The sequence below is a fragment of the Collinsella sp. HCP28S3_B9 genome (assembly GCF_052066095.1).
Classification (GTDB): domain Bacteria; phylum Actinomycetota; class Coriobacteriia; order Coriobacteriales; family Coriobacteriaceae; genus Collinsella.
Map to the genome: position 1 here is coordinate 1 of NZ_JBQHST010000018.1, position 22,541 is coordinate 22,541.

The following is a 22,541-nucleotide window of genomic DNA, read 5'->3' on the forward strand; positions in this document are numbered from 1 at the left end:
GGGGCGGGCATGGCGGGCGGCGCGGGCGGCGCGGGCGGCGACGCCGCGGCGGTGCCCCCGGTCAGCAGGTCGACCAAGGCTTCCGTCGCGCCCTCCCCCGCCGCGCTCACCGTGGGCTCGGTCGTGCTCGACCCCGACCGCCGCGAAGTCACGGTCGGCGGCTCGCCCATCGCGCTCACGGCCCGCGAGTTCGACGTTCTCGCCCTGCTTATGGCACATGCCGAAACCGTGCTCACACGCGAGCGCATCGCGCACGAGGCGCTGGGCTACGAATACGTGGGCGACACCAACAACGTCGACGTGCACATCGCGCACCTGCGTGCCAAGATCGAGGACGCCGGCGGCGCCCGCATCATCCAGACCGTGCGCGGGGTGGGCTATGTCTGCCGTGCGTAACGCCGAGGCCAAGCGTGTCACCTCCATCGCCCGCGCCATCAACTGGAGCTATATATGGCGCCGCCTGATGAGCTATGTCTGGCTCGATCTGCTGCTCATGGTGATTGCGGCGGCGATCCTCGTCTATGGATACAACCAGACGCTACCCGAAGGCGCGTTTACCGCAGGATGGATCCCCAGCGCCGCCGTTCACGGCATGTCGCTGAAGCCCGCGCGCGACTGGGACCTGACAACGCTCACCTATACCGTCGAACTTGCGCGTACCACCAAGACCTTCCCCCTCGCGCAGGACCTCGTCGCGCTATGGCCTCTCTACTTTGTCGTTATGGGTTGGCAGGTCATCAGCGTGCTCAACATGCTCGGCGGCGCGAGGCACGTGCGTCGCACCATGGCACCGCTCAACGACTTGGCCCTGCGCGTGGACGAACTCGGCCGCACGCAACTCTCCGGCGGCAAGATGGAAACACTGGAGCAGGCCATCGAGCGCGCGAGTGTCGACTCGCCAAGCGTCACCACCGGCGACGCCGACCTGGCAAGCATCGAGGTCGCGCTCAACCGGCTACTGCGCCAGATGCAAGAGGCCAAGCTGCAGCAGATGCGCTTTGTCAACGATGCAAGCCACGAGCTGCGCACGCCCATCGCGGTGATTCAGGGCTACGTAAACATGCTCGACCGCTGGGGCAAAGACGACCCGGACGTGCTGGCGGAATCCATCGCGTCCCTCAAGGCCGAAAGCGAGCATATGCAGGAGCTCGTGGAGCAGCTGCTGTTTTTGGCACGCGGCGATGCCGGGCGCACGGTCCTGCGGCGTGCGCATACCAACCTGGCCGCACTGGCCGGCGAGGTGTGCGAGGAATCGCAGATGATCGACGCCGCGCACACGTATCGGCTGGCTTTTGACGCTGCATTTGCCAGCGATCCGCGCTGCGACGCACCTGTCGACGTGGCGCTTGTGAAGCAGGCTCTGCGCGTGATCGTGCAGAACGCCGCCAAGTATTCGAACGCGGGAACGACCGTCACGTTTGCCATAACTCCCGATACGGGCACGGGCGCGATCGACATAAGTGTTGAGGACGAGGGTATCGGTATGAACCAGGAGTCCGCAGCTCACGCGTTTGAACGGTTCTACCGCGCCGACAACGCACGCGATGCCGGCGCGCAGGGCTCGGGCCTGGGGCTTGCCATTGCTAAGTGGATTGTCGATAGCCATGGCGGCGCCATTGGCGTGACCTCGGTCGAGGGCGTCGGTAGCCGCTTTACGATTCGCCTGCCACGGTAGGAAGCCCCCTCGTGAATCGAGGTCTAATACTTTTCCAGAGAAGTGAACGAGCGTATTTCGACCCCTGAAGCATCCACATTTTTCGACGGGATAATCGCAGGATTCCAGCATCAAAACCGCAGGAAACGGTACCCTCAAAGTGTCGATGCTTCGGGGGTCCAATTCTGCTCGTTCACTTCTCGGGAAAAGTATTAGACCCCGATTTCATGTCCCCTCAAAAGGTCGCCCCCTCGGCAAAAAAGGGATAGGGCCATGCGGCCCTATCCCTTTTTTCGTTATAGCAGCTTGTGCGCTACTCGCGACACAGGTGCACGGCGAAGCCGGCGAACTCGCGCTTAAAGTACACAAGCTTGGTGCCGCCGTCGGGCAGCAGCACGCGCGACCCCTCGTTGACCTCGAGCCCGTGCTCGGCAAACCACTTCTCGGCAGCATCGATGTCGTTGACGGCAAAGCCTATGTGGCCCTTGGCGCCACGACCGTTCTGCTTCATGATCTCGACCAGCGAGTCGTTAAAGTACGAAATCGGGGTCTCGCTGACGGGCAGGCCCATCATCGTCGAGAACAGCTCCGCGATCTCCAGGGCGTCTGCCGGGTCGGTGGCGTTAATGCCCACATGGGCAACGCGCATGCCAAAGAGCTCGACCGGGTTGGCGTTCTGCTCGTTCATACAGGCAGCGCCTACTGAGCCATGACGTCGAGAACGGCCTTCTCGGCAGCGACGCGGTTCATGCCGGTCATAAAGGGCACGCCGCTCACGTACGGGCAGGTGAGGCCCTCGGGGGCAACGGTGGTGGCGATCAGCAGGTCGGCGCCCTCGTCGCAAGCGTCCTTGGCCTCGGAAATGGCGCACTGCACGATCTCATACTTGCCGGCGTAACCGTTGGCGTCGAGCATGGTGGCGACCTTCTGGGCAACGAGCGTGGAAGTAGCAGCGCCAGCACCGCAAGCCAAAACGATCTTCTTCATAGGTAATGTCTCCCTTCATGGTTTACTTTAGGTAAGTGTACCGCAGCGAGCGATGGCGCTCGGCCTCGATGCACTTTTGTGCCAGTTTGCTTGCACGCTGCGTATAATACATCTAGTACGTTTTGTCATACCGCTTGTTTTACGAGCGACCGAGGAGCTCAATATGCCCGATTCCCGCACACTCTGGACCGTCGTCGTTGTCATCTGTATCGCCGTGTCGCTGCTCTTTAGCATCAAAAAACGCACCACGTTTAAACGCCTGCAGCGGCTCATGGCCGCCAAACAGTGGGACGAGTTCGATCGTTTGCTCGACGGCAAACTCACCAGCATGCTGTACCCGCGCTACAACCGCGACTACCTGCGCCTGAACTCCTATCTGCTGCGCGAGGACCACGAGCGCGCCGACGAGATGTTTGACCTGCTGCTGGGGCTCAACCTGCCCAAGATGCAGCGCGTCGATCTGGTGATCAAGGCCTTTAACTACTACGTTGGCCAGGAGGACCGCAAAAAGTCCAAGGAGCTGCTGCACGAGATCAAGGGCTTTGAGGGTGGCCAAGCCGAGGCAGTCGCGCACGAATGCCAGCTGATGTACGACACGATGATCCTCAAGCGCCACAACGATATTCCCGAGCTGGAGCGCATGCTCGAGGATGTCGGCAACGACCCGGTCAAGCGCTGCCGACTGGAGTACCTGCTGGCCCTGCAGTACCAAAACAAGGGCGACGAGGCAAAGTTCCAAGAGTTCCTCGAGAAGTCGGGCCAACACTCGATGGCCGTCAACGCGTAACGGACGGCTTGTGCTAGACTTCTAGTCTTACGGGGGCGTGGCGGAATTGGCATACGCAGGAGACTTAAAATCTCTCGCCGCAAGGATTGTGGGTTCGAGTCCCACCGCCCCTACCACGTATTGTTTACGAGCCCGTGTCCCTTTGGAATGCGGGCTCGCTTCTTTTGGACACCGTCAAGCCTCTAAGAAGTTGCGGTGGAATAGTTCCTGTTTTGGCAGTTTATCAGCCCATTTAGGAACTATTTCACCGCAACTTATGAGGGGATGGTTAAAGGACGCTGAGGCTGGGGGTCCAGGCGATGGTGGGGGTCGCGCCGTCGAGAACCTCGTTGATGGTGGCGGCCATTCCGGCGAGCAGGCTGTTCTCGCTTACAGTGAGCGCGTCGTAGCCGCCGGCTCGCATGAGCTCGCGAATCACCACAGCACCAGCCAGGATCACGCCCGCACGCTTGGGTTGCACGCCTGGCAACGCGGCGATGCCCGCGACATCCAGCGAGGACATGCGCTCGATAGCGGCCGAAACCTGGTCCAACGAAAGCTCGCGCAGGTGCACAAAACTCGAATCATACGGCTCCAGCTCGTGAACGAGCGCAACGAGCGTGGTGACGGTGCCACCCACCGCGACCAGGCGCTCGGCTCGCTCAAAGTCGACAGGCAAGCTCTTAAAGTAGCCTGCAAACTGCTCGTTTGCCCACGCGCCAGCGGCGGCAAGCTCGCTGCCCGTTGGCGGCAGCGCCGAGAAAAACCGCTCCGTCACGCGGCGACAGCCGATGTCCAGCGAGCGCGTTCCCTCCAGCGCAAAGACCCCACGCTCCGGCGCATAGACGCCCGTCGCGAGCTCCGTGGATCCGCCACCCGAATCGGCAACAATGATGCGCTCGCCGGCAAAGTCGTGCGCCACGCCAAAAAACGTCAGGCGCGCCTCGACCTCGCCCGGAATCACCTGCGGCTCGAGCCCCAGCTCGCGCAGGCCGTCCAGCAGCAGCGCGGCATTGGACGCATCGCGCGCGGCGCTCGTGCACGTGGTGCAGATGCACGCGGCCCCAAAGGCACGGGCCTCGTCCACAAACATTCGGCACGCAGCGAGCACGCGCCCAACGGCCGCCTCGCAAAAGCGCCCCGTTGCGTCCACGCCCTCGCCCAAGTCGGTAATCTCGGTATGCTTGGACGATTCCACGATCGCCCCGTCCTCGACCTGGGCCAGCACCAGTCGCGACGACACCGTTCCCAGGTCAATCGCCGCCACCTTATATCGTTTGCAATTCGTCATTGCGGCCCCCCTCCGGGCGCTACTCGCCATTGGACACGACTGTCTGGCCCTCGACGCCGTTAAAACCAAACAGCATGTCGAGCGTCTGGATGTACCACGGCGCGTCCTTGCCGACCTCTTCGATTTCCTTGGCAACTTCGCTGGCCTTCTTGGCGTTCGACGACTTCTGGCTCGACGAGGCATCGGAATCGTCGTCCAGGCCCTGCACTTCAATCCTCTTCTCGCCGGGCATCACCAGACCCAGGTCCTCGGTCGCCGCGTCCTTAATGCCCTCCTCCGAGAGCAGTTTGTCGACGCTTTTTTGCAGGTCGTCATTATATTGCTCGCGAATCTCGACCTGCTTGGCCAAGATGTCGCTCGAGCGTTTTGCCACATACAGGTCGCGCACCGGGAAGTACAGGCTCACGAGCGCCAGGGCGACGACAATGCCAACAAACAGCCCTCGCTGGGGACCGTGGGTAAAATCATAGATTGCCTTGACCACCGCGTTATCGTTGGCGTAGTGCATAAAGTCCGAGCCCGAAAGACGGCTTGAGGGACGGCGCGGCTTGTCGGACGCCTGGGTCGAAGGGCGCGACGCATGCTTGGAACGCGATGGGCGCACCGGACTGTCCGAGGAACTATTTGGCTGAGCATTGGGATGCGAAGTCGCCGGCGAGCTATACCTGGAGCGATCAGCGCCAGCATAACCAGACCCGCCAAGCTGCACCGAATGCGCACGGCGAGGTGACGGTTCGCGCGAACCGGCGGAATAGTGCCTGTTGTCGTAAATCTGATCCATGTGCGCCTTGTGCGGTTGAGGTTTGTTTGCGCTAAGTCCTTTAGTTATAGCACGCGGGCGGACCAGCCGGACGAGCCGTAGGACAAATCCATTACTCGAGCGCGCGTGGTCGCCAACGGGCAAGTCGACGGGACGCCGCCCTTACGCCCCGCCGACCAACACCGTGTCCTACTCCTCTGCCTTTGCGGCATCCCACAGGTCGTTGAGCCCGTGGGTCGAAAGCTCGGCAAGATCAACATGGGCATCGGCCGCCATCTGCTCCATTGCGGCCCAACGGCGGCGGAACTTGGCCGTGCTGGCACGAAGGGCGCTCTCGGCGTCGATGCCCTCCTTGCGCGCAACGTTGACCAGGGCAAAGAGCAGGTCGCCAAACTCCATCTCGCGCTCGGGCGAGCCGGGTTCCTCGGCCTCAAACTCGGCACGTTCCTCGGTGACCTCGTCCCACACGTCCTGGACCGTATCCCACTCAAAGCCCACGGCAGCCGCCTTGCGCGACACCTTCTGAGCCTGCATCAGCGCCGGCAGATGCGTGGGCACGCCGTCGAGCAGGCCCTCGGGCGCAGCATCGCCCGCCGCCACGGCCTGGTCCTTGGCGGCCTTCTCGGCAAGTTTGACCTCGTCCCAAATCTTGAGCACCTCATCGGAGTTGTCGGCATCCACATCGCCAAACACGTGCGGATGGCGGCGAATGAGCTTGGCGTCGATATCGCGCGCCACGTCGGCCAGCGTAAACTCGCCGGCGTCCGCCGCGATCTGCGCATGCAGCACGACTTGCATGAGTACATCGCCCAGCTCCTCGCGAAGATGGGCCGCGTCATCCGCCTCAATGCAGTCGAGCGCCTCGTAGGCCTCCTCGATCATGTTCTTGCCAATGCTCTGGTGCGTCTGCTCGCGGTCCCACGGGCAGCCGTCGGGCTGGCGCAGGCGCCAGATAGTCTGTACCAGATGTTGTAACTCGGCCGATGCATCGACCAGCGTGGACAGGTCGCGCGAACCTTCGGCATTTTGCTGAGCCATGTGCTCGGCCATGGTTAGTCCTCCTCCATGATCACATGGCGGAACGCGCCGCCCTCGTAGATACCATAGCTGTGCGTGCCGTCCTTGGGGATGCTCGCGCTGCCGGGATTGAAGAGCCACAGACCCGGGTGTGCGGTGCTTTCCTCGTTGACCTTGACGTGCGTGTGACCGTAGACGAGCGCGGAGCCCTCGGGCAGCACGGGCACGTGATCGACGCTGTTGTGCATGCCGGCGCCAAAGACGTGGCCGTGCGTCAGGAACAGCTCGCGGCCGACCTCGTCGAACAGTGTGGCGTAGTCGGCCATGACGGGAAAGTCGAGAACCATCTGGTCAACCTCGGCGTCGCAGTTGCCGCGCACCGCGATAATGCGGTCGGCCAGGGCGTTGAGCAGCGGGATCACGCGCTTGGGAGCGTAGTCGCGCGGCAGGTCGTTGCGCGGACCGTGATAAAGCAGGTCGCCCAGCAGGACGATGCGGTCGGGCTGCTCGGCTTCGATGGCGGCGCAGAGACGCTCGGTCCAATATGCCGAGCCGTGGATGTCAGAAGCGATGAGGTATTTCATGGAGGTCCTTTCGGGGTGGGGTTGACGTGGCCGAGCGCGGAATGTCGCCACCAGCCGCGTTATTCAAATCGCAGTGCCGCGCTCTGGGCCGCCTGCATCACGCGTTGGAGCGGCACATTGTGCTCACGGGCAAGGCGGGCGCAGTCTTCGTACTCGGGCGCCGCGCGCTCACTGCCGTCGGGCAAGGTGGCCACCTTGACGGACACCTCGCCCCACGGCGTCGTTACGCGCTCAAAGTAGCGCGGCAGGCAAACGCGCTCCATAACCTGGCGGCGGATGCCATTGGTCGTGGTTTCCAAAAAGATGATCGTCTGCAGGCGCTCGATATCCTCGTGGGTGCAGATTACCTGCAACTGCCAGCCAGGGCGGCCTTTCTTGCAATAGAGGGGCAGCCAGTGCACCTCGCGCGCGCCGGCCTCGCGCAGGCGGTCGGCGGCGTAGGCGAGCACCTCGGGCGACGCGTCGTCGATGTCGCACTCCAGCTTGACGATGGTTTCGGGCGCATCGGTCTCGCGGGACAGCGGAGATGTAGTTCCACGTTGCATACGGTCCGGCTCCTTTCCGCACGGGCTCGTTTTATTCACCCAAACGCTAGCACATCGCGAGCGGCGCAAGTGTGGCGGCGCGCGATGAGCGCGATTTTCCTTGTCTGCAAGAACCGACACTCCACCGCCTCGGCCAAACATGTACATCAGCCTCCAAACATGTCATTTTTTGTCGGTTTTGGAGGCTGATGTACATGATTCGAAGCAAGGCCGATGTCGCGAGCTCGCCCTTATGCGCCGCCCGTCCTTTCCAGTCGATTTCGACCCCCGGCGCGTACATCGCACTGGGGGCCGCGCCGTTACAATGGAGCAGATTCGCTTGACGTAAAGGAGCCGCCATGCCTGCTTGCCCGCTAGTCGATTGCCATACTCACACCTCGTTTTCGGACGGACACGCCTCGTTTGAAGACAACGTCCGCGCCGCTGCTGCGGCCGGTTGCCGCACCATGGTCTCGGCCGATCACCTCACCCTGCCTGCCAGCATGGATGCCACCTGCGAGGTGCAGGTTGTCGAGGGCGACCTGCCGGCGCATCGTCTGGCTTTTGAGGATGCCCGCAAGCTTGCCGCGCAGATTGCGCCGGAGCTCGAGCTTGTCTATGGCTTTGAGTGCGATTGGTACGAAGGCTGCGAGCCTTTGGTTGAGCGCTGGTCCCGGGGCGCCGTCGTACGCCTGGGCAGCGTGCATTGGATTGGTAACCCGGGCAATATCATGGCAGGCGCTGCGGGCACGACGGGGACAGAGGGCATCGCACGCCCCGATACGCCCGACTCACGCTGCGGCTGGATCGACGACGACACCAACCTGCACGTTTGGGAAAACCTGGGCGTGCGCGGCGTGTGGGAGCGCTATGTCGATGACTGGTGCCGCGCCTGCGAAAGCTCGCTCAACTTTGATGTGATGGCTCACCCCGACCTGGTCATGCGCTTTTCGAAGGAAGGCTTTGCGCCCGATTTTGACCCCGCACCGTTTTGGCGGCAGATGGCCGAGTGTGCGCACGATACGAGCCGCCGCGTTGAGGTCTCGACCGCCGCACCGCGCAAGGGGCTCGACGACTACTATCCCGCGACTGGCCTTTTGCGCTGCTTTGCCCATGCTGAGGCGCCCATTACCTTTGGCTCGGATGCGCACCGCGCCTGTGATATTTGCTGGAATATCCGCGAGGCCCAAGCCCATGCCTACGACTGCGGCTACCGAACCTTCGACATCCCCCACCCCACCGGCGAATGGGAGTCCACACCCCTCGCCTAGCCATCCCTTCATAAGTTGCGGTGAAATAGCTCCTATTTATAGCCCTAAGACCGTCAAACAAGAACTATTCCACCGCAACTTCTATGGTCATCGGGGACGTTCTTTAACGACTAGTGGCGGCGGGCGTTGAGTTCGCCGGCCAGCTCGTCGAGGGTAATGCCGTAGCGCTCAAGCGTCACGAGCAGGTGGTAGACCAGGTCGCCAGCCTCGTAGCGAATGTGATCATGGTCGTTATCCTTGCAGGCCATGATCACCTCGCTCGCCTCCTCGGCAAGCTTCTTGAGCAGCTCATCCTCCACATCGGTCAGCAGTCGAGCGGTATAGCTTTCCTGCGGCGACGCATCGCGACGACCGTGAATCACCTCGGCCAGCCCCGTTAGCGTCTCGCCGATATTTCCATCCTGAACATTTGCGGTACGCACACCCATGGTTCAATCCTTTCTGGTCGGCCAAGCGCCTGGTCGAGCGCCCGCCCTACGCGAGTTTCTTAAAGAAGCAGGTACGGTTGCCGGTATGGCAGGCCGGACCCGGCGAGTCAACCTTGACCAGCAGCGTGTCGCTATCGCAGTCGGCCCAGAGTTCGCGAACCTCCTGCATGTTGCCGCTCGTCGCGCCCTTGTTCCAGAGCTCCTGGCGACTGCGGCTCCAAAACCACGTGGTGCCGGTCTTGAGCGTCAGCCCCACCGACTCCTCGTTCATCCAGGCAACCATGAGCACCTCGCCGGTGTCATACTGCTGAACCACACAAGGAATCAGCCCGCGGGCGTCGTACGCAAGCTTTGAAGGATCGGTTATCTCTTCCATTTCTCTCCCCAAACTCAAACTTCGCAGGTCGGCGAGGGTTGTCCAGGTGCCCGAGATTCCGAGCGACAAGCCCGACGACGCGTACTTAAGTACGCGAGGAGGGTTGGAGCCGGAAGGTCGGGTGCCTGGGCAAGCCGCAGCGCTAGAAGTCCAACCTGACAGGGATGCCTTGAGAGGCCATATACTCCTTCACCTGGCGAATGCTGAAGATTCCAAAGTGAAAGACGCTCGCCGCCAGCACGGCGTCGGCCTCGCCCTCGATCACGCCCTCGGCAAAATGCTCGAGCGTGCCCACGCCGCCGCTCGCGATGACGGGGATTGGCACCGCGCGGGCCACGGCGCGGGTGAGCGCCAAATCAAAACCGGCCTTGGTGCCGTCGCGGTCCATGCTGGTGAGCAAGATCTCGCCGGCGCCGCGACGAGCCGCCTCCTCGGCCCACGCCACCGCGTCGATGCCCGTGGCGTTGCGACCTCCTGCGGTAAAGACCTCCCACTTGTCGGCACCGGATGCGCCGGGCAAGCCGACGCGCTTGGCATCGATCGCCACGACCACGGCCTGGCTGCCAAACGCCGCGGCAGCCTGGCTAATCAGCGACGGATCGCGCACGGCCGCCGAGTTGAGCGACACCTTGTCGGCACCGGCGGCAACCATGGTGCGCATGCCCGCCAGGTCGCGAAAGCCGCCGCCCACGGTATAGGGAATGGCGAGCTCCTCGGCCGCATGTGCCGCCATCTCGATGGTCGTCGCGCGGTTGTCGCTCGTCGCGGTAATGTCCAGGAAGACGACCTCGTCCGCACCCTCGCGGTCGTAGGCGCGGGCCAGTTCTACCGGATCGCCCGCATCGCGCAAGCTCACAAAGTTAACTCCCTTGACCACGCGGCCGTCCTTGACGTCCAGACAGGGAATTACGCGCTTGGTAAGCATGGGCTATTCCTCCCCTCGGGCGGCGGCCAGCGCCTGGGCCAGCGTAAAGTTGCCCTCGTAGAGCGCACGGCCGGTAATAGCGCCTTCAATCGCGCCCTCACCCACCGCGGCCAGTGCGTGGATGTCGTCGAGCGTCGAGATGCCGCCCGAAGCCACGACGGGAAAGCCCGCGACCTCGGCCACATGGCGATACGCCGCCACATCGATACCCGTCTGCATGCCATCGCGCGCGATGTCGGTATACACCAGATGCTTAAAGCCCAGCTCGGAAAGCTGCACCACGGTATCGTCGAGCGCCACACCTGCGCTGTCGCGCCAGCCGTTCACCTTGACCTGACCGTCGCGCGCGGCGATGTCTGCCACCAGCAACTCGCCAAAGCCTTGGGCTGCCACTTCGGCAAAACCCGGCTCGGTCACCAGCACGGTGCCCAGCGCGATACGGCATGCGCCGTAGCCTGCCAACTCGTCGATGCGCGCAAGCGAGCGGACGCCGCCGCCCACGTCCACGGACAGACCGTCGACGCCGCAGATGGCCTTAATCGCCGCCGAGTTGGCAGCGCGTGCGCCCTCGTCCTCGCCAAAGGCAGCGGACAGGTCGACGACGTGCACCCAGCTCGCGCCCTGTTCGGCAAACGTGCGGGCAACGGCCACGGGATCGTCGGAATATACCTTGCAGCGGCTGCGGTCACCGCGCTCCAGGCGCACGACCTTGCCGCCGATCAGATCGATTGCGGGAAACAGGATCATCGGCCAACCTCCTCGACGATGCTGACGAAGTTCTTAAGGATGCGCTGACCCAGCGCGGAGGATTTCTCGGGATGGAACTGGCAGCCCCACACGTCGCCATGGCGCACGATGCACGGGAAGCTCCGCGTATAGTGTGTGCGCGCCAGCACATCGGCGGCATCGGCGTCGTCAGCCACCGCGTAGCTGTGGGTGAAGTACATGTTGGCACCCTCGGCAAAACCGGCAAGCAGCGGATCGGCCGCACCGGCGGGCGTCATGTGCACCTGGTCCCAGCCCACGTGCGGCACCTTCAGGCGGCTCGACTCCAAGCGCGTGCACGAACCGCGCATAATGCCCAGGCCATCGACCCAGGGACCGCCAGCCTGCTCGGGGGCGCTGCCGTCGGCGACCGCGCCCTCGTCCGCAGGCACGCCCTCGTTGCCGCGCTCAAAAAATAGCTGAAGGCCCAGGCAGATGCCGAGCAGCGGAGTTCCGGCGGCAACGGCGTCGAGCACCGCGTCCGCCTCGCCGCTCTGGCGCATAAAGGCGATCGCGTCATAGAACGCACCCACGCCCGGGATGACCAGGCCGTCGGCGCGGCGGATCTGCTCCGGATCGTCCGACGTGCAGGCGGCGGCACCGGCGCGCACAAGCCCGCGCACGACGCTCGACAAGTTGCCCTTGTGGTAGTCGACCACCACGATCTTCGGTTCGCCCACGCGACCCTCCTTTTTCCCATTCAAAACCTGCCAAAAAGGGACAGGTTTATTTTGGTCGGTTAAACGTTCACCCACCGTATGAGACAGCATTTCCGCAGATAAAACCTGCCAAAATAAACCTGTCCCTTTTTGGCAGGTTACAGCGAGCCCTTGGTGCTGGGGATGCCCTGCACGCGGGGATCGAGCTCGCAGGCGTGGCGCATCGTGCGGCCCACGGCCTTAAAGGCGGCCTCGATAATGTGATGCGAGTTGCCGCCTGCGAGCTCGCGCACGTGCAGCGTGAGCTTGGCATCGCGCGCAAAGGCATAGAAGAACTCGACGGCCAGCTCGGTATCGAAGCTGCCCACACGTTCGGTCGGCACGGGCAGCTCGCAGTAGGCCTGGCCTCGACCCGAAATGTCCACGGCGGCCATCACGAGCGTCTCGTCCATGGCAATCGCCGCGTCTGCAAAGCGCGTAATACCCGCCTTGTCGCCCAGCGCTTGGCAAAACGCCTCACCCAGCACAATGCCCGTGTCCTCGACGGTATGGTGCGCGTCGACCTCCACGTCGCCTACTGCATGCACCGTCAAATCAAACAGGCCATGGCGGCCAAAGGCGTTGAGCATGTGGTCGAAAAACGGTACGCCCGTCGAGATATCGCACACGCCGCATCCGTCCAGGTCGAGTTTGACAACAATGTCGGTCTCCCCCGTCTTGCGGGTCACCTCGGCATAACGGCTCATCTACATCTCCTCCTTCACCAGCGCGGCAAACGCAGCCAGCACCTCATCGTTTTCCTGCGGGGTGCCCACGGTAATGCGCAGACAGTCCGCAAGCCCCGGCACGTAGCTAAAGTCGCGCACCAAAATCGAATACTCGTCGCGCAGGCGCTCACGCACGCGCGTAGCATGCGGCGTGCGCACGAGCACAAAGTTCGCCGCACTCGGCCATGCCTCCACGGGCAGACCCCCGGCAGCCATTGCGCGCAGGGCACACAGTTCGCGCTCGCGCTCGGATGCGACCTGTGCCACCACGGGCGCATACGCATCGCGGGCGCGCACGCAGGCAAGCGCCGCCGCCTGGCTCAGCACGTTGACCGAATAGATCTGGCGAATCGCCGCGAACACGTCGATGACCTCGGGCGCCGCAATCACATAGCCCAGACGCGTGCCGGCGGCGCCAAACGCCTTGGACAGCGTATGCAGGATCACCAAGTTGGGATGCTCGGCGATAAGTCCCTGCGCTGTGGTGGCCGCGCCAAACGAAGCGTCGGCGAACTCAACGTAGGCCTCGTCGACCATCACCATGCCGGGGCACGCATCGCACAGGGCCGCGACAAAGTCGAGCGGTGCCACGTCACCCGTGGGGTTATTGGGCGAGGTCACAATGGCCAAGTTGCACTCGGGCGCCGCCGCGAGCACGGCAGCCTGGTCGAGCTCAAAGGTCGCCGGGTCGCGCCACACGTCGCGCACCTCGGTCTGGCAGAGCGACGCAAAGAACGCATACTCGCTAAAACACGGCGGGCAGTTGAGCAGGGTCCGCCCCGCGCCGCCAAACGCCAGCAGATAGTTATAGAGCAGCTCGTCGCCGCCGTTGCCCACGCAGATATTCTCGCGCGCCACACCATGCCAAGCGGCAAGCTCGTCGCGCAGGTCATTCGACATGGGGTCGGGGTAGCGGTTGAGCGGCGTGGCAGCCAGGGCGGCGTCAACCGCCTCGCGCACGCCGGCCGGCACGGGATAGGTGTTCTCGTTGGCCGAAAGGTTGATGCGCGTGGGCGTAAAGTTGGGATCGTAGGGCTCAACGCCAGCCAAGTAGGGCTGGACGAGCTCCTTCATGCGGGGCGTAAGTTCGGCCATTTTAGGCCTCCTCGCCGGTCGCGCCAGCGCCATCCGCACTTGCAGCCGCTAGGTCCACACCCTCGGTGACCGTCGCCACGGCGTCGCCCGGCCAGGCGACCTTGGTCAGGTCGGCCGCGACCAGAGACTCAGCACTCACGGCACCCTCGCCCTGCTCCAGCACGCGGCGGCGCAGCGCGGCCGAAAGCGCGTGTGCCCACAGGCCCTCAGCCTCGGCCAGGCGCTGCGTCGCGGGAGCGTCCGAGAGCAGGCCCTCGGGCGTATAGCAAATGACGCTCGAGCGCTTGACGAATTCTTCGACCGAAAGCGGGTTGGAGAACATGGCCGTGCCGCCGGTCGGCAGCGTGTGGTTGGGGCCGGCAACATAATCGCCAAGCGGCTCGGAGCTCCAAGCGCCCACAAAGATGGCGCCGGCGTTGCGAATGCCGCCGAGCAGGCCCATCGCATCCTTGCAGTGCAGCTCCAGGTGTTCGGGCGCCACGGTGTTCACCGCCTCGACGGCAGCAGCCATATCGGCGGCCACCACGATGGTGCCCTCGTTGTCGAGCGAGGCGCGCGTGATCTCGGCACGCGGGGACTGTGCCACCAAAATGTCGATACCCGCCTCGACCTCGCGCGCAAACTGCTCGTCGCAGGTCACCAGATAGCAGGCTGCTAGCGGATCGTGCTCGGCCTGGGCCATCAGGTCGGCCGCGACCACCATGGGCTTGGCCGTGGCATCTGCCAGCACGCAGACCTCGGAGGGACCGGCGACCATATCGATACCCACGTCGCCCGAGACAATCTGCTTGGCCGCGGCAACAAAGGCGTTGCCCGGACCGGTGATTTTGTCGACGCGCGGAATGGTCTCGGTACCGTATGCCAGCGCGGCTACGGCCTGAGCGCCGCCCACCATATAGATTTCGTCCACGCCGCCGAGCTTTGCCGCGGCGAGCGTGTAGGGGCTGATCAGGCCATCTTTTTGCGGCGGGGTCACCATGACCACGCGCTCGACGCCGGCGACTTTGGCGGGAATGGCATTCATGAGCACCGTGGAGGGATACTGCGCGCGACCGCCCGGCACGTAGATGCCGGCCGCCGCAAGCGGGGTCACCTTAACGCCGAGCATGGTGCCATCTGCACGCGTGGTAAACCAGCTCTGCTCGACCTCGCGCTGGTGGAACTCGCGAATCTGGCGCGCAGCCTTCTCGAGCGCCGCGACAAAGGCCGGGTCGAGGCCTTCGAGCGCGGCATCGATCTGCTCTTGCGGCAGACGAAAGTTCTGCAGCTCTACACCGTCAAAACGCTGACAGTAATCGCGCACCGCGGCATCGCCGTTGGCGCGCACGTTGGCCACAATATCGCGAGCGGCGTCGACGATGTTTTGCGGCAGCACGCCCTTACGGTTGAGCTGGTTGGTAACGAGACGCTCACCGGGAGCAAGCTTGATAGTCTTCATATCGGTATCCCCTATCGGTCGAGGTTGTGTTCGAAAAACGAGAGGCCGGGCGGCGGCGCCCATCGGCCCGCAGCCCAGACGTTGGGGCGCCCGTGCGTGCTCGCGCTATTGTGCCGAGCCCGCAACGGGCTCAAAATGCTTGTCCTTAACGGCCGCCGCCAAGCGATCTGCCAGATTGCGTACGCGCGGATCTAAGCGAGCGGCACCCGGGTTGACGAAGAAGCGCGCCGTGCAGTCCATAATGCGGCCGGTGATGACCAAATCGTTGTCGCGCAGCGTGGCACCCGTGGCGGTAATATCCACGATGCGGTCGGTCATGCCGACGATGGGGCCCAGCTCGATGTTGCCGTGCAGCGAAACGATATCGGCGTTCACGCCGCGCTCGGCATACCAGGCACTCGCGATGCGCGGGTACTTGGTTGCCACGCGAAGCGAACCGCGGCGGGCATAGTTGCGCTCGGCCTGGCCGGCGCGCCACGCGGGCTCTGCCTCGATAAAGGTGCACAAGCCGTAGCCCAAATCGACCAGCTGCAGCAGGTTGAGGTCGGCCTCGATGAGCGAATCCCAGCCGCAGATGCCGCAATCGGCGCCACCGCAGCCCACAAAGGCGGGCGCATCGCTGGGTCGCACGATAACAAACTCGATATCGCCGACCGTGCCCTCACCGGCACGCGTGTCGCGACCGCGCACAATCAGGTGACGGCCGGGGTCACGCAACTCAGAGACGTCCAGGCCCGCGGCCTCGAGCACGTCGAGCGTGTCTGCCTTAAGCGAGCCCTTGGGCACGGCAATGCGCAGCGGACCCTCGGCGCCACGGCCCGCGGCGTGATCGCCGTCGGAAGCGGTGTCCTCTGCCGAGGCACGCGCGGCCTCCAGGCGCTCGAGCGAAAAGGCGAAGCCCGCAGCCGGCACCTCGATGCCGTCGCCAAATGCACCGGTAAAGATGGAGTCGTAGCGTCCGCCCGAACCGACCGGATCGGGCAAGCCGCCGGCATAGGCCTTAAAGACCAGGCCCGTGTAGTAATCGAAAGAGTTCATAATGGAGAAATCGAACGACAGCACCTGGGCGTCCTCGGGAGCCAAACCCTCGACCAGGGCACGCAGCTCGCGTGTCGGCGGCGCGGCGATACCGGCGGCCTCCAGCAGCGCGTCCACGCGGTCGAGCACCTCGGCACCACCGTGCAGGCGCGGCAGCTCGCTAATGGCGGCCTTGACGGCATCAGACTCGGTGCTGGCAGCCACGCGGGCATCGAGGCCCACAAAGTCGTTGGCATGCACGCAGCGCAGGGCCTCGGCTGCCAGCTCGCGATCCTCGCACGCCGCGAGCAGCTCCTTAAAAGGACGCACGCTACCTGCGATAATACGAGCATCGGGAAGCGCCAGCTTACGCACGGCCTCGGCCACCAGCGAAACAATCTCTACATCGCCCGCGGTATCGCCCGCACCGATAAGCTCAAAGCCCAGCTGCGTAAACTGACGCGAGCCACCGGCATTGCGCTGGCACTCGCGAACCACCGGCGCCTCGTAGCGAAGGCGCAGGGGCAGATCGGCCGCACGCATGCGGGTCGAAACCAGGCGCACGATCGGCAGCGTGTTGTCGGGACGGACCACCAGCAGGCGGCCGTCGTCATCAAAGAGCTTAAACGGCGTGTCCGCAATGCGGCCGCCCTCCTCGAGCGAACCCTTGTCCTCGAGCAGCGGCGTCTCGACCGGAAGGTAATGATGCTCCCTGAAGCAGCCCTTCACCGTATACGCGATCTCCTCGCGTGCCTGAGCCTCCTCGGGCAATATGTCCCGGAATCCCCACGGTGTGGCCGTCATCTGGTGAGCCTCCTCATGCTGTGTTTCTTATAGAACAGAAGACCGGCATAGCTCCGCCGGTCTTCTGGGTACTTTAGCATACTAGAGTGCTTGCGGGGAGAACCGTCCCCCTCGGCTCACAGCGTATTCATTTGGAAACATAGGGGTGGATTGCCCGCGGTCCCGCTCGCCCAGCGGAAAAGTTCACGGACGAGGACGAGGGCGGGGCCGGGGTGCTTGGTTTTGGAAGTGGGCTCCGCGAACTTCTCAAAACAAAGCATGCCTCCCCGGCCCCGGCAATGTAATTTTGGCTAACCATAGTTAGATGCACGGCTTCTAAGGCAGCATAAGCAAGGTCCCCATTACATAAAAAAGAATCAGCCCCCGCATATCGAAACGGTCGAGAGGGCCGCCTCCGGGCGGGTGCCTTCCTCTGAGAAGTTCGCGAAGCCCACTTCCCGGAGCAAGGCAACCCGCCCGGAGCAGGCCCCAGCGCGAGACCGTCCCGGATGCTATTCGTTGTCGCCAGCAGTTAGCTGCGTTGCGGAGAGTACGCCGTCGGCAGCGGTTGCGGCTGCGGCGTCGGGCCAGACCCAGTCGGTAAAGGCCGGGTGATCGAAGCCCTCGTCGCACGCGAACTCAAAGGCCTCGGTGCGGAAGGCCTCCCACTCATCAATCTGCTCGGCAAACTTATCGGCGTCAACCATGCGCAGCACGTCGGCGGCCAGGGCCCAGCGGTCCATGTTGTTCAGGCGCAGCATGTCAAACGGCGTGGTCGTGGAGCCCTTCTCCTCGTAGCCGTGGACGCGGAAGGCATCGTGGCCGGGGCGGTTCCAGATCAGGCGGCGAATCGTGCCGGCATAAGCGTGGAATGCGAAGAGCACGGGCTTCTCGCCGCGGCCAAACAGCTCAGCCCAGCGCTCATCGCTGATGGCTTGGTCGTTCTCGCAGACGTTCTGGATCTTGAGCAGATCGACCACGTTGACAAACCAGACCTTGATGCCCAGCCCGCGCAGCATATCGGTTGCGGCCAGTGCCTCGAGCGTCGGCACGTCACCGCAAGTAGCGACCACGACGTCGGCCTCGGCGAGCGAGTCGGCAGTCGATGCCCACTCCCAGGTCGCTACGCCCTCGGCGAGCTCAGACTTGGCCTCGTCGACCGTCTGGAAGGTGGGGGCGGGCTGCTTGCCACAGAAGATGGCATTGACGCAGTCGGTGGACTGGTAGACGCGCTCGGCCACAGCAAGGGCCATATTGGCATCGGCCGGATAATAAGCATTCACGACATGCGTGTCGTTGGCCTTGTTGAGCAGCAGGTCGATAAAGCCGGGGTCCTGGTGCGAAAAGCCGTTGTGGTCCTGGCGCCAGACATGGCTCGACAGCAAAATGTTGAGGCCGCTGATAGGAGCGCGCCACGGAATCTCGCGCTTGGTTGCTTCGAGCCATTTGCAGTGCTGGTTGACCATGGAATCGACCACGTGGACAAAGCTCTCGTAGGAGCTCCACACACCGGAGCGGCCGGTGAGCACGTAGGCCTCGAGGAAGCCCTCGCACTGGTGCTCGGACAGCTGCTCGACAACCTTACCGGAACCGGCCAGCAGCTCGTCGTTGGCATCGTCCTCGTAGAAACCGGCATCCCACTGCTTCTTGGTCACCTTATAGGCAGCCTGCAGGCGGTTGGACGCGGTCTCGTCGGGACCGAAGATGCGAAAATCATCCATGTTCTTGGCCAGGACATCGGCAGTGTACTCACCAAAGACGCGGGCGGCCTCGGTGGAGCCCCAGCCGTGGCCCTTACTTGCGACGGGGATCTCGTGAGCGTGAATATCGGGAAGCTCGAGCTCGCGGCGTACCTTGCCGCCGTTCGCGTTGGGATTGGCGCCGATACGCAGCTCGCCGGTCGGCATAAAGGCCGTCACCTCGGGGCGCACCTGGCCTTCGGGCGTAAAGAGCTCCTCGGGCTTGTAGGAGCGCAGCCACTCGCGCAGCACGCGGAAGTGCTCGTGGGTGTCCTTGGCACTCGCGAGCGGCACCTGATGGGCGCGCCAGGAGTCCTCGGTCTTCTTGCCATCAATCTGCTTGGGGCAGGTCCAACCCTTGGGCGTACGGAACACGATCATGGGATAGGCCGGACGGACCACGGTCTCGCCCGCAGTGGCCTGAGCCATAGCGGTGGCCTTGATGTCGCAGATCTCATCGAAGACCTGCTCGAACAGGGCGGCGAAACGCGCATGAATGCTCGCATGGCTCTCGTCGTCAAAGCCGGCGACAAAGAAATGCGGCTTATAGCCCATGCCCTCAAAGAACTTGGTGAGCTCCTCGTCGGACACGCGGGCAAGAATGGTGGGGTTGGCGATCTTGTAGCCGTTGAGGTGCAGGATCGGCAGGACGATACCATCGGTTGCCGGGTTCACGAGCTTGTTAGACTGCCAAGAGGTCGCGAGCGGACCGGTCTCGGACTCGCCGTCGCCCACCACAGCCACGGCCAGCAGGCTCGGGTTATCCATGACGGCACCGTAGGCGTGGCTGAGCGTGTAGCCGAGCTCGCCGCCCTCGTGGATGGAGCCAGGCGTCTCGGGCGCAAAATGGCTCGGAATACCGCCGGGGTAGGAAAACTGGCGGAAGAACTTCTGCAGGCCGGCCTCGTCATTGGTAATGTCGGGGCGAATCTCGCGGTAGGTACCATCGAGCAACGACAGGGCGGTGCCAGCGGGGCCACCGTGACCCGGGCCCATCAAGAAGATCGCGTTCTGGTTGTGATCGGCGATGAGGCGGTTGACATGACCGAACAGGAAGTTGATGCCGGGCGTGGTGCCCCAGTGACCGACCAGGCGGTGCTTAACGTCCGGGCGACCAAAGTCACGCACCTCGCCGGTTTTCTCATCGACAAAGTCGGGGCGCATGAGCGGGTTAGAGCGAAGGTAGATCTGACCGACGGACAGATAATTCGATGCACGCCAATACAGGTCGACGCCCTCGAGCTCGGAAGCCGGCACCTCGTGGCCCAGCTTTTGCCACGGCGTCCCCAGTGTTTTAGCCATTGTTTATGTCCCTCCGCTGTGCGGTCGCCCTCCAATACGGCAACCATTCGTTGGGACTAGTATATTTGCTAAAACGTTTTATCCTGGTGAAAAAACGTTTTATCACCCTTATTAATCACATCGATCAACAAAACGCGACATCCACCTGCGGCATTGTCTGCCACAGGTGCTCCACATTCGGTCTCTGCAAATTGATAAACGTGTTTAGTTATGTTTAGTAAGCTCGAGCACGCTGCCCTTAACGATAAGCGCCGGCTCCAGGACGACCTCTTCGGCACGCCTACCGCCCCTACCGGCAAGACGCTTGGACATGCAGCCAAAAGCATGTTCAGCGAGGACACCAGGATCCTGCTCAATGGCGGTCAGCGCCGGCTCAAAGAGAACGTCGGCCGCCGAGTTGTCATAGCTCACCACCGAAATATCGCCCGGAATGCTCTTCCCCATCTCGTGCAAACGCTTGAGCAAACCGAGGGCAATGTTGTCCGAGCTTGCGAATACGGCAGTGGCGTCGGTTGCGAGCACCGCCTCCGAGGCCTCGTAGGCGCTCGGAATGTAGTACTCGCTCTCAAACTCCAAACGCGCCTCGATAGGCAGGCCAACCTCGCGCAGCGCGCGCTCATAGCCGGCAAGTCGCTTGCGACCCGTATTGGAACGACGCGCATTAACCAAGCAGGCAATGCGACGGTGGCCCTGCTCGATCAGATAGCGGGTAGCCATATAGCCACCCATCTCGTGGTCGAACATCACCTTGTCGCACTCGAGCCCCTCAATGGCGCGGTCGACCATCACGGCAGGGATGGGTAGATGGCTGACCTCTTCGCGCAGGGCACGGTCGTCCGAGAACTCGTCGCCTACCACCAGGAAGACACCATCGACGCCGCGCGTCACCAGCTGGCGCAGCAGTTCCAAGTCATCGTCGGCGCTTCCGCCCGAGCTGGTAATAAAGAGCGCATAGCCGTCCTCGCGGCAGCGCTTTTCCAAGCTTCCGGCAAGTGAGGCAAAAAATCGGCTCTCGATGTTGGGGACGATAAGACCCAGGGTGCGTGACTCGCGCATGACCAGGCTGCGCGCAATCTGGTTGGGAACATAGTGGTTGCGCGCCGCGACCTCCTTGATGAGCTTGCGGTTTTCTTCCGAGATGCGACAAGGCCGATTGTTGAGAACAAGCGAGACCGACGAGGGGGAAAGCCCCACCTCCTGGGCGATCTGCTTGAGGGTGACTTTGTTGGCCATTTCGCTCCTTCCGGGTTTACGCGCAATCTCTTGAAAGTATAGCGACTGCCCCTCTACCTCGATGATAAACACTTTACCAATCCGGTAGACGGCTGTTTTATCGCCGCCAGCGCACCAAATACGTCCAGGTGGGGTATATTGCAATCGATTGATGACAACGACCACCAAAAGGCGGATATTCGGATGCACGAGAACGACTTTTTTAACGAGGACCTGCTGTGCGCGCTCGCTGGCGTTGCCGGCGAGGACAACGTGTTGATGAGCGAGCCCATGCGCGAGCACACCACGTTTAAGATTGGCGGCCCGGCCGACGTCTTTGTCACGCCCGACACCGAGCAGGGCCTCGTCGCCACGCTCGATACCTGCTATCGCTGCGATCTGCCACTCACCGTCGTGGGCAACGGCTCCGACCTACTCGTCGGCGACAAGGGCATACGCGGCGTCGTCGTAGCGCTAGGCGAGGGCCTCTCCGACATTACCGTCGACGGCACGCACGTTACGGCAGCAGCCGGTGCGCTGCTTTCGGATGTTGCGGCCGCGGCAGCCGAGGCCGGTCTCACCGGCATGGAGCCCATCTCGGGCATCCCCGGATCGGTCGGCGGCGCCTGCTACATGAACGCCGGCGCCTACGGTGCCTGCATGGCCGATGTGCTGGAGTCTGTACGCGTCTACAAGCCCGCCCGCATGCTCGACGACGGCACCCGCGGTAGCGGCAGCATCATCGAGTTCGATGTCGACGAGCTCAATCTGGGCTATCGCAAGAGCCGCATCGCCGACGACGGCTTCATCGTGCTTTCGGCCACCTTCAATCTCGCCCCGGGCAACGCCGCGATGATCAAGGCCGACATGGACGACTACCGCCAACGCCGCGAGGACAAGCAGCCGCTCGACATGCCGAGTGCCGGCTCCACTTTCAAGCGCCCCGAGGGCCACTTTGCCGGTAAACTCATCATGGATGCCGGCCTACGCGGCCATGCCGTCGGCGGCGCCCAGGTGAGCGAAAAACACTGCGGCTTCATCGTCAACGCCGACCACGCCACCGCCGCCGACGTCGACGAACTCATCCGCCACATCCAAGCAACCGTCAAAGACCAATTCGGCGTAGACCTAGAACCCGAAGTCCACCGAGTAGGCGAATTTTTATAAAAAGAAGGCCCCAA

Annotated in this window: 23 protein-coding genes and 1 tRNA gene; 6 read left to right on the forward strand and 18 right to left on the reverse strand. The window is 63.2% G+C overall.

Translation table 11 applies throughout. The annotated features are described in order from the left end of the window. Both ACTNBB_RS05620 and ACTNBB_RS05625 read left to right on the forward strand, forming a co-directional pair. A partial coding sequence (locus ACTNBB_RS05620; protein ID WP_441071044.1) for a winged helix-turn-helix domain-containing protein occupies nt 1-396 on the forward strand: 396 nt, incomplete at its 5' end. After that, nucleotides 380-1,675 (forward strand): sensor histidine kinase, encoded by a 1,296-nt coding sequence (locus ACTNBB_RS05625; protein WP_441057419.1) that lies wholly within the window; start codon nt 380-382, stop codon nt 1,673-1,675. The genes ACTNBB_RS05620 and ACTNBB_RS05625, both read left to right, overlap by 17 nt. Nucleotides 1,676-1,967: 292 nt before the next feature. Here ACTNBB_RS05625 and ACTNBB_RS05630 read toward each other — a convergent pair whose 3' ends face one another. Then, entirely contained in the window at nt 1,968-2,342 is a 375-nt protein-coding gene (locus ACTNBB_RS05630; protein WP_441057417.1) for a VOC family protein, read from the reverse strand. Nucleotides 2,343-2,353: 11 nt separating this feature from the next. Further along, nucleotides 2,354-2,641 carry a PTS sugar transporter subunit IIB gene (locus ACTNBB_RS05635; protein ID WP_055252380.1) on the reverse strand — a complete coding sequence of 96 codons (288 nt, stop codon included), beginning with the start codon at nt 2,639-2,641 and terminating at the stop codon, nt 2,354-2,356. Between the two features lie 163 nt (nt 2,642-2,804). Here ACTNBB_RS05635 and ACTNBB_RS05640 point away from each other — a divergent pair, with 163 nt between their 5' ends. Then, complete coding sequence (locus ACTNBB_RS05640) at nt 2,805-3,428, forward strand: hypothetical protein (protein WP_427718884.1); 624 nt, start codon at nt 2,805-2,807, stop codon at nt 3,426-3,428. Nucleotides 3,429-3,459: 31 nt separating this feature from the next. Then, nucleotides 3,460-3,544 (forward strand) — tRNA-Leu (locus ACTNBB_RS05645). Nucleotides 3,545-3,696: 152 nt separating this feature from the next. On the opposite strand, the gene ACTNBB_RS05650 is transcribed toward ACTNBB_RS05645, so the two are convergent. The 5 genes from ACTNBB_RS05650 to larC form a co-directional block, all read right to left on the reverse strand. Next, a complete protein-coding gene (locus ACTNBB_RS05650; protein WP_427728497.1) occupies nt 3,697-4,698 on the reverse strand; it encodes a Ppx/GppA phosphatase family protein in 1,002 nt (333 codons plus the stop codon). Between the two features lie 19 nt (nt 4,699-4,717). Continuing rightward, nucleotides 4,718-5,479 (reverse strand): hypothetical protein, encoded by a 762-nt coding sequence (locus tag ACTNBB_RS05655; RefSeq protein ID WP_427794224.1) that lies wholly within the window; start codon nt 5,477-5,479, stop codon nt 4,718-4,720. A gap of 168 nt (nt 5,480-5,647) precedes the next feature. Further along, nucleotides 5,648-6,508 carry a nucleoside triphosphate pyrophosphohydrolase gene (gene mazG / locus ACTNBB_RS05660; protein ID WP_441057415.1) on the reverse strand — a complete coding sequence of 287 codons (861 nt, stop codon included), beginning with the start codon at nt 6,506-6,508 and terminating at the stop codon, nt 5,648-5,650. Between the two features lie 2 nt (nt 6,509-6,510). Next, on the reverse strand, nt 6,511-7,059 hold the full coding sequence (yfcE, locus tag ACTNBB_RS05665) for a phosphodiesterase (RefSeq protein WP_441057413.1): 549 nt from the start codon (nt 7,057-7,059) through the stop codon (nt 6,511-6,513). A 59-nt stretch (nt 7,060-7,118) separates the two neighbouring features. Continuing rightward, a complete protein-coding gene (gene larC, locus ACTNBB_RS05670) occupies nt 7,119-7,604 on the reverse strand; it encodes a nickel insertion protein (RefSeq protein ID WP_441054196.1) in 486 nt (161 codons plus the stop codon). A gap of 338 nt (nt 7,605-7,942) precedes the next feature. Here larC and ACTNBB_RS05675 point away from each other — a divergent pair, with 338 nt between their 5' ends. Further along, nucleotides 7,943-8,854 carry a PHP domain-containing protein gene (locus tag ACTNBB_RS05675; protein ID WP_441057411.1) on the forward strand — a complete coding sequence of 304 codons (912 nt, stop codon included), beginning with the start codon at nt 7,943-7,945 and terminating at the stop codon, nt 8,852-8,854. Between the two features lie 110 nt (nt 8,855-8,964). On the opposite strand, the gene hisE is transcribed toward ACTNBB_RS05675, so the two are convergent. The 11 genes from hisE to ACTNBB_RS05730 all read right to left on the reverse strand — a co-directional run bounded on the left by hisE (nt 8,965) and on the right by ACTNBB_RS05730 (nt 21,381). Continuing rightward, on the reverse strand, nt 8,965-9,282 hold the full coding sequence (hisE, locus tag ACTNBB_RS05680) for a phosphoribosyl-ATP diphosphatase (protein ID WP_006235893.1): 318 nt from the start codon (nt 9,280-9,282) through the stop codon (nt 8,965-8,967). Between the two features lie 46 nt (nt 9,283-9,328). After that, nucleotides 9,329-9,658 carry a phosphoribosyl-AMP cyclohydrolase gene (gene hisI / locus ACTNBB_RS05685; protein ID WP_154515095.1) on the reverse strand — a complete coding sequence of 110 codons (330 nt, stop codon included), beginning with the start codon at nt 9,656-9,658 and terminating at the stop codon, nt 9,329-9,331. 142 nt (nt 9,659-9,800) lie between these two features. Next, on the reverse strand, nt 9,801-10,583 hold the full coding sequence (hisF, locus tag ACTNBB_RS05690; RefSeq protein WP_441057409.1) for an imidazole glycerol phosphate synthase subunit HisF: 783 nt from the start codon (nt 10,581-10,583) through the stop codon (nt 9,801-9,803). A 3-nt stretch (nt 10,584-10,586) separates the two neighbouring features. Beyond that, nucleotides 10,587-11,330 (reverse strand): HisA/HisF-related TIM barrel protein, encoded by a 744-nt coding sequence (locus ACTNBB_RS05695; protein WP_441057407.1) that lies wholly within the window; start codon nt 11,328-11,330, stop codon nt 10,587-10,589. Continuing rightward, on the reverse strand, nt 11,327-12,028 hold the full coding sequence (locus tag ACTNBB_RS05700; RefSeq protein ID WP_441057405.1) for an imidazole glycerol phosphate synthase subunit HisH: 702 nt from the start codon (nt 12,026-12,028) through the stop codon (nt 11,327-11,329). The genes ACTNBB_RS05695 and ACTNBB_RS05700 overlap by 4 nt, the downstream gene beginning before the upstream one ends. A 137-nt stretch (nt 12,029-12,165) precedes the next feature. After that, complete coding sequence (gene hisB / locus ACTNBB_RS05705; protein WP_427795451.1) at nt 12,166-12,753, reverse strand: imidazoleglycerol-phosphate dehydratase HisB; 588 nt, start codon at nt 12,751-12,753, stop codon at nt 12,166-12,168. Then, entirely contained in the window at nt 12,754-13,869 is a 1,116-nt protein-coding gene (gene hisC / locus ACTNBB_RS05710; RefSeq protein ID WP_441057403.1) for a histidinol-phosphate transaminase, read from the reverse strand. Nucleotide 13,870: 1 nt separating this feature from the next. Next, nucleotides 13,871-15,307: a histidinol dehydrogenase gene (gene hisD, locus ACTNBB_RS05715; protein ID WP_441057401.1), complete on the reverse strand. Its 1,437-nt coding sequence runs from the start codon at nt 15,305-15,307 to the stop codon at nt 13,871-13,873. A 105-nt stretch (nt 15,308-15,412) separates the two neighbouring features. Beyond that, nucleotides 15,413-17,128, reverse strand: coding sequence for an ATP phosphoribosyltransferase (hisG, locus tag ACTNBB_RS05720; protein ID WP_441057399.1), 1,716 nt, complete (start codon nt 17,126-17,128; stop codon nt 15,413-15,415). Nucleotides 17,129-17,619: 491 nt separating this feature from the next. Further along, nucleotides 17,620-20,148, reverse strand: coding sequence for a phosphoketolase family protein (locus ACTNBB_RS05725; protein ID WP_441057397.1), 2,529 nt, complete (start codon nt 20,146-20,148; stop codon nt 17,620-17,622). Nucleotides 20,149-20,352: 204 nt separating this feature from the next. Next, the gene (locus ACTNBB_RS05730) at nt 20,353-21,381 is read right to left on the reverse strand and encodes a LacI family DNA-binding transcriptional regulator (protein ID WP_441057395.1); all 1,029 of its coding nucleotides are present in this window, start codon (nt 21,379-21,381) and stop codon (nt 20,353-20,355) included. A gap of 183 nt (nt 21,382-21,564) precedes the next feature. On the opposite strand from ACTNBB_RS05730, the gene murB reads away from it, so the two are divergent. Beyond that, nucleotides 21,565-22,527 (forward strand): UDP-N-acetylmuramate dehydrogenase, encoded by a 963-nt coding sequence (gene murB / locus ACTNBB_RS05735; protein WP_441057423.1) that lies wholly within the window; start codon nt 21,565-21,567, stop codon nt 22,525-22,527. Nucleotides 22,528-22,541: the final 14 nt, after the last annotated feature.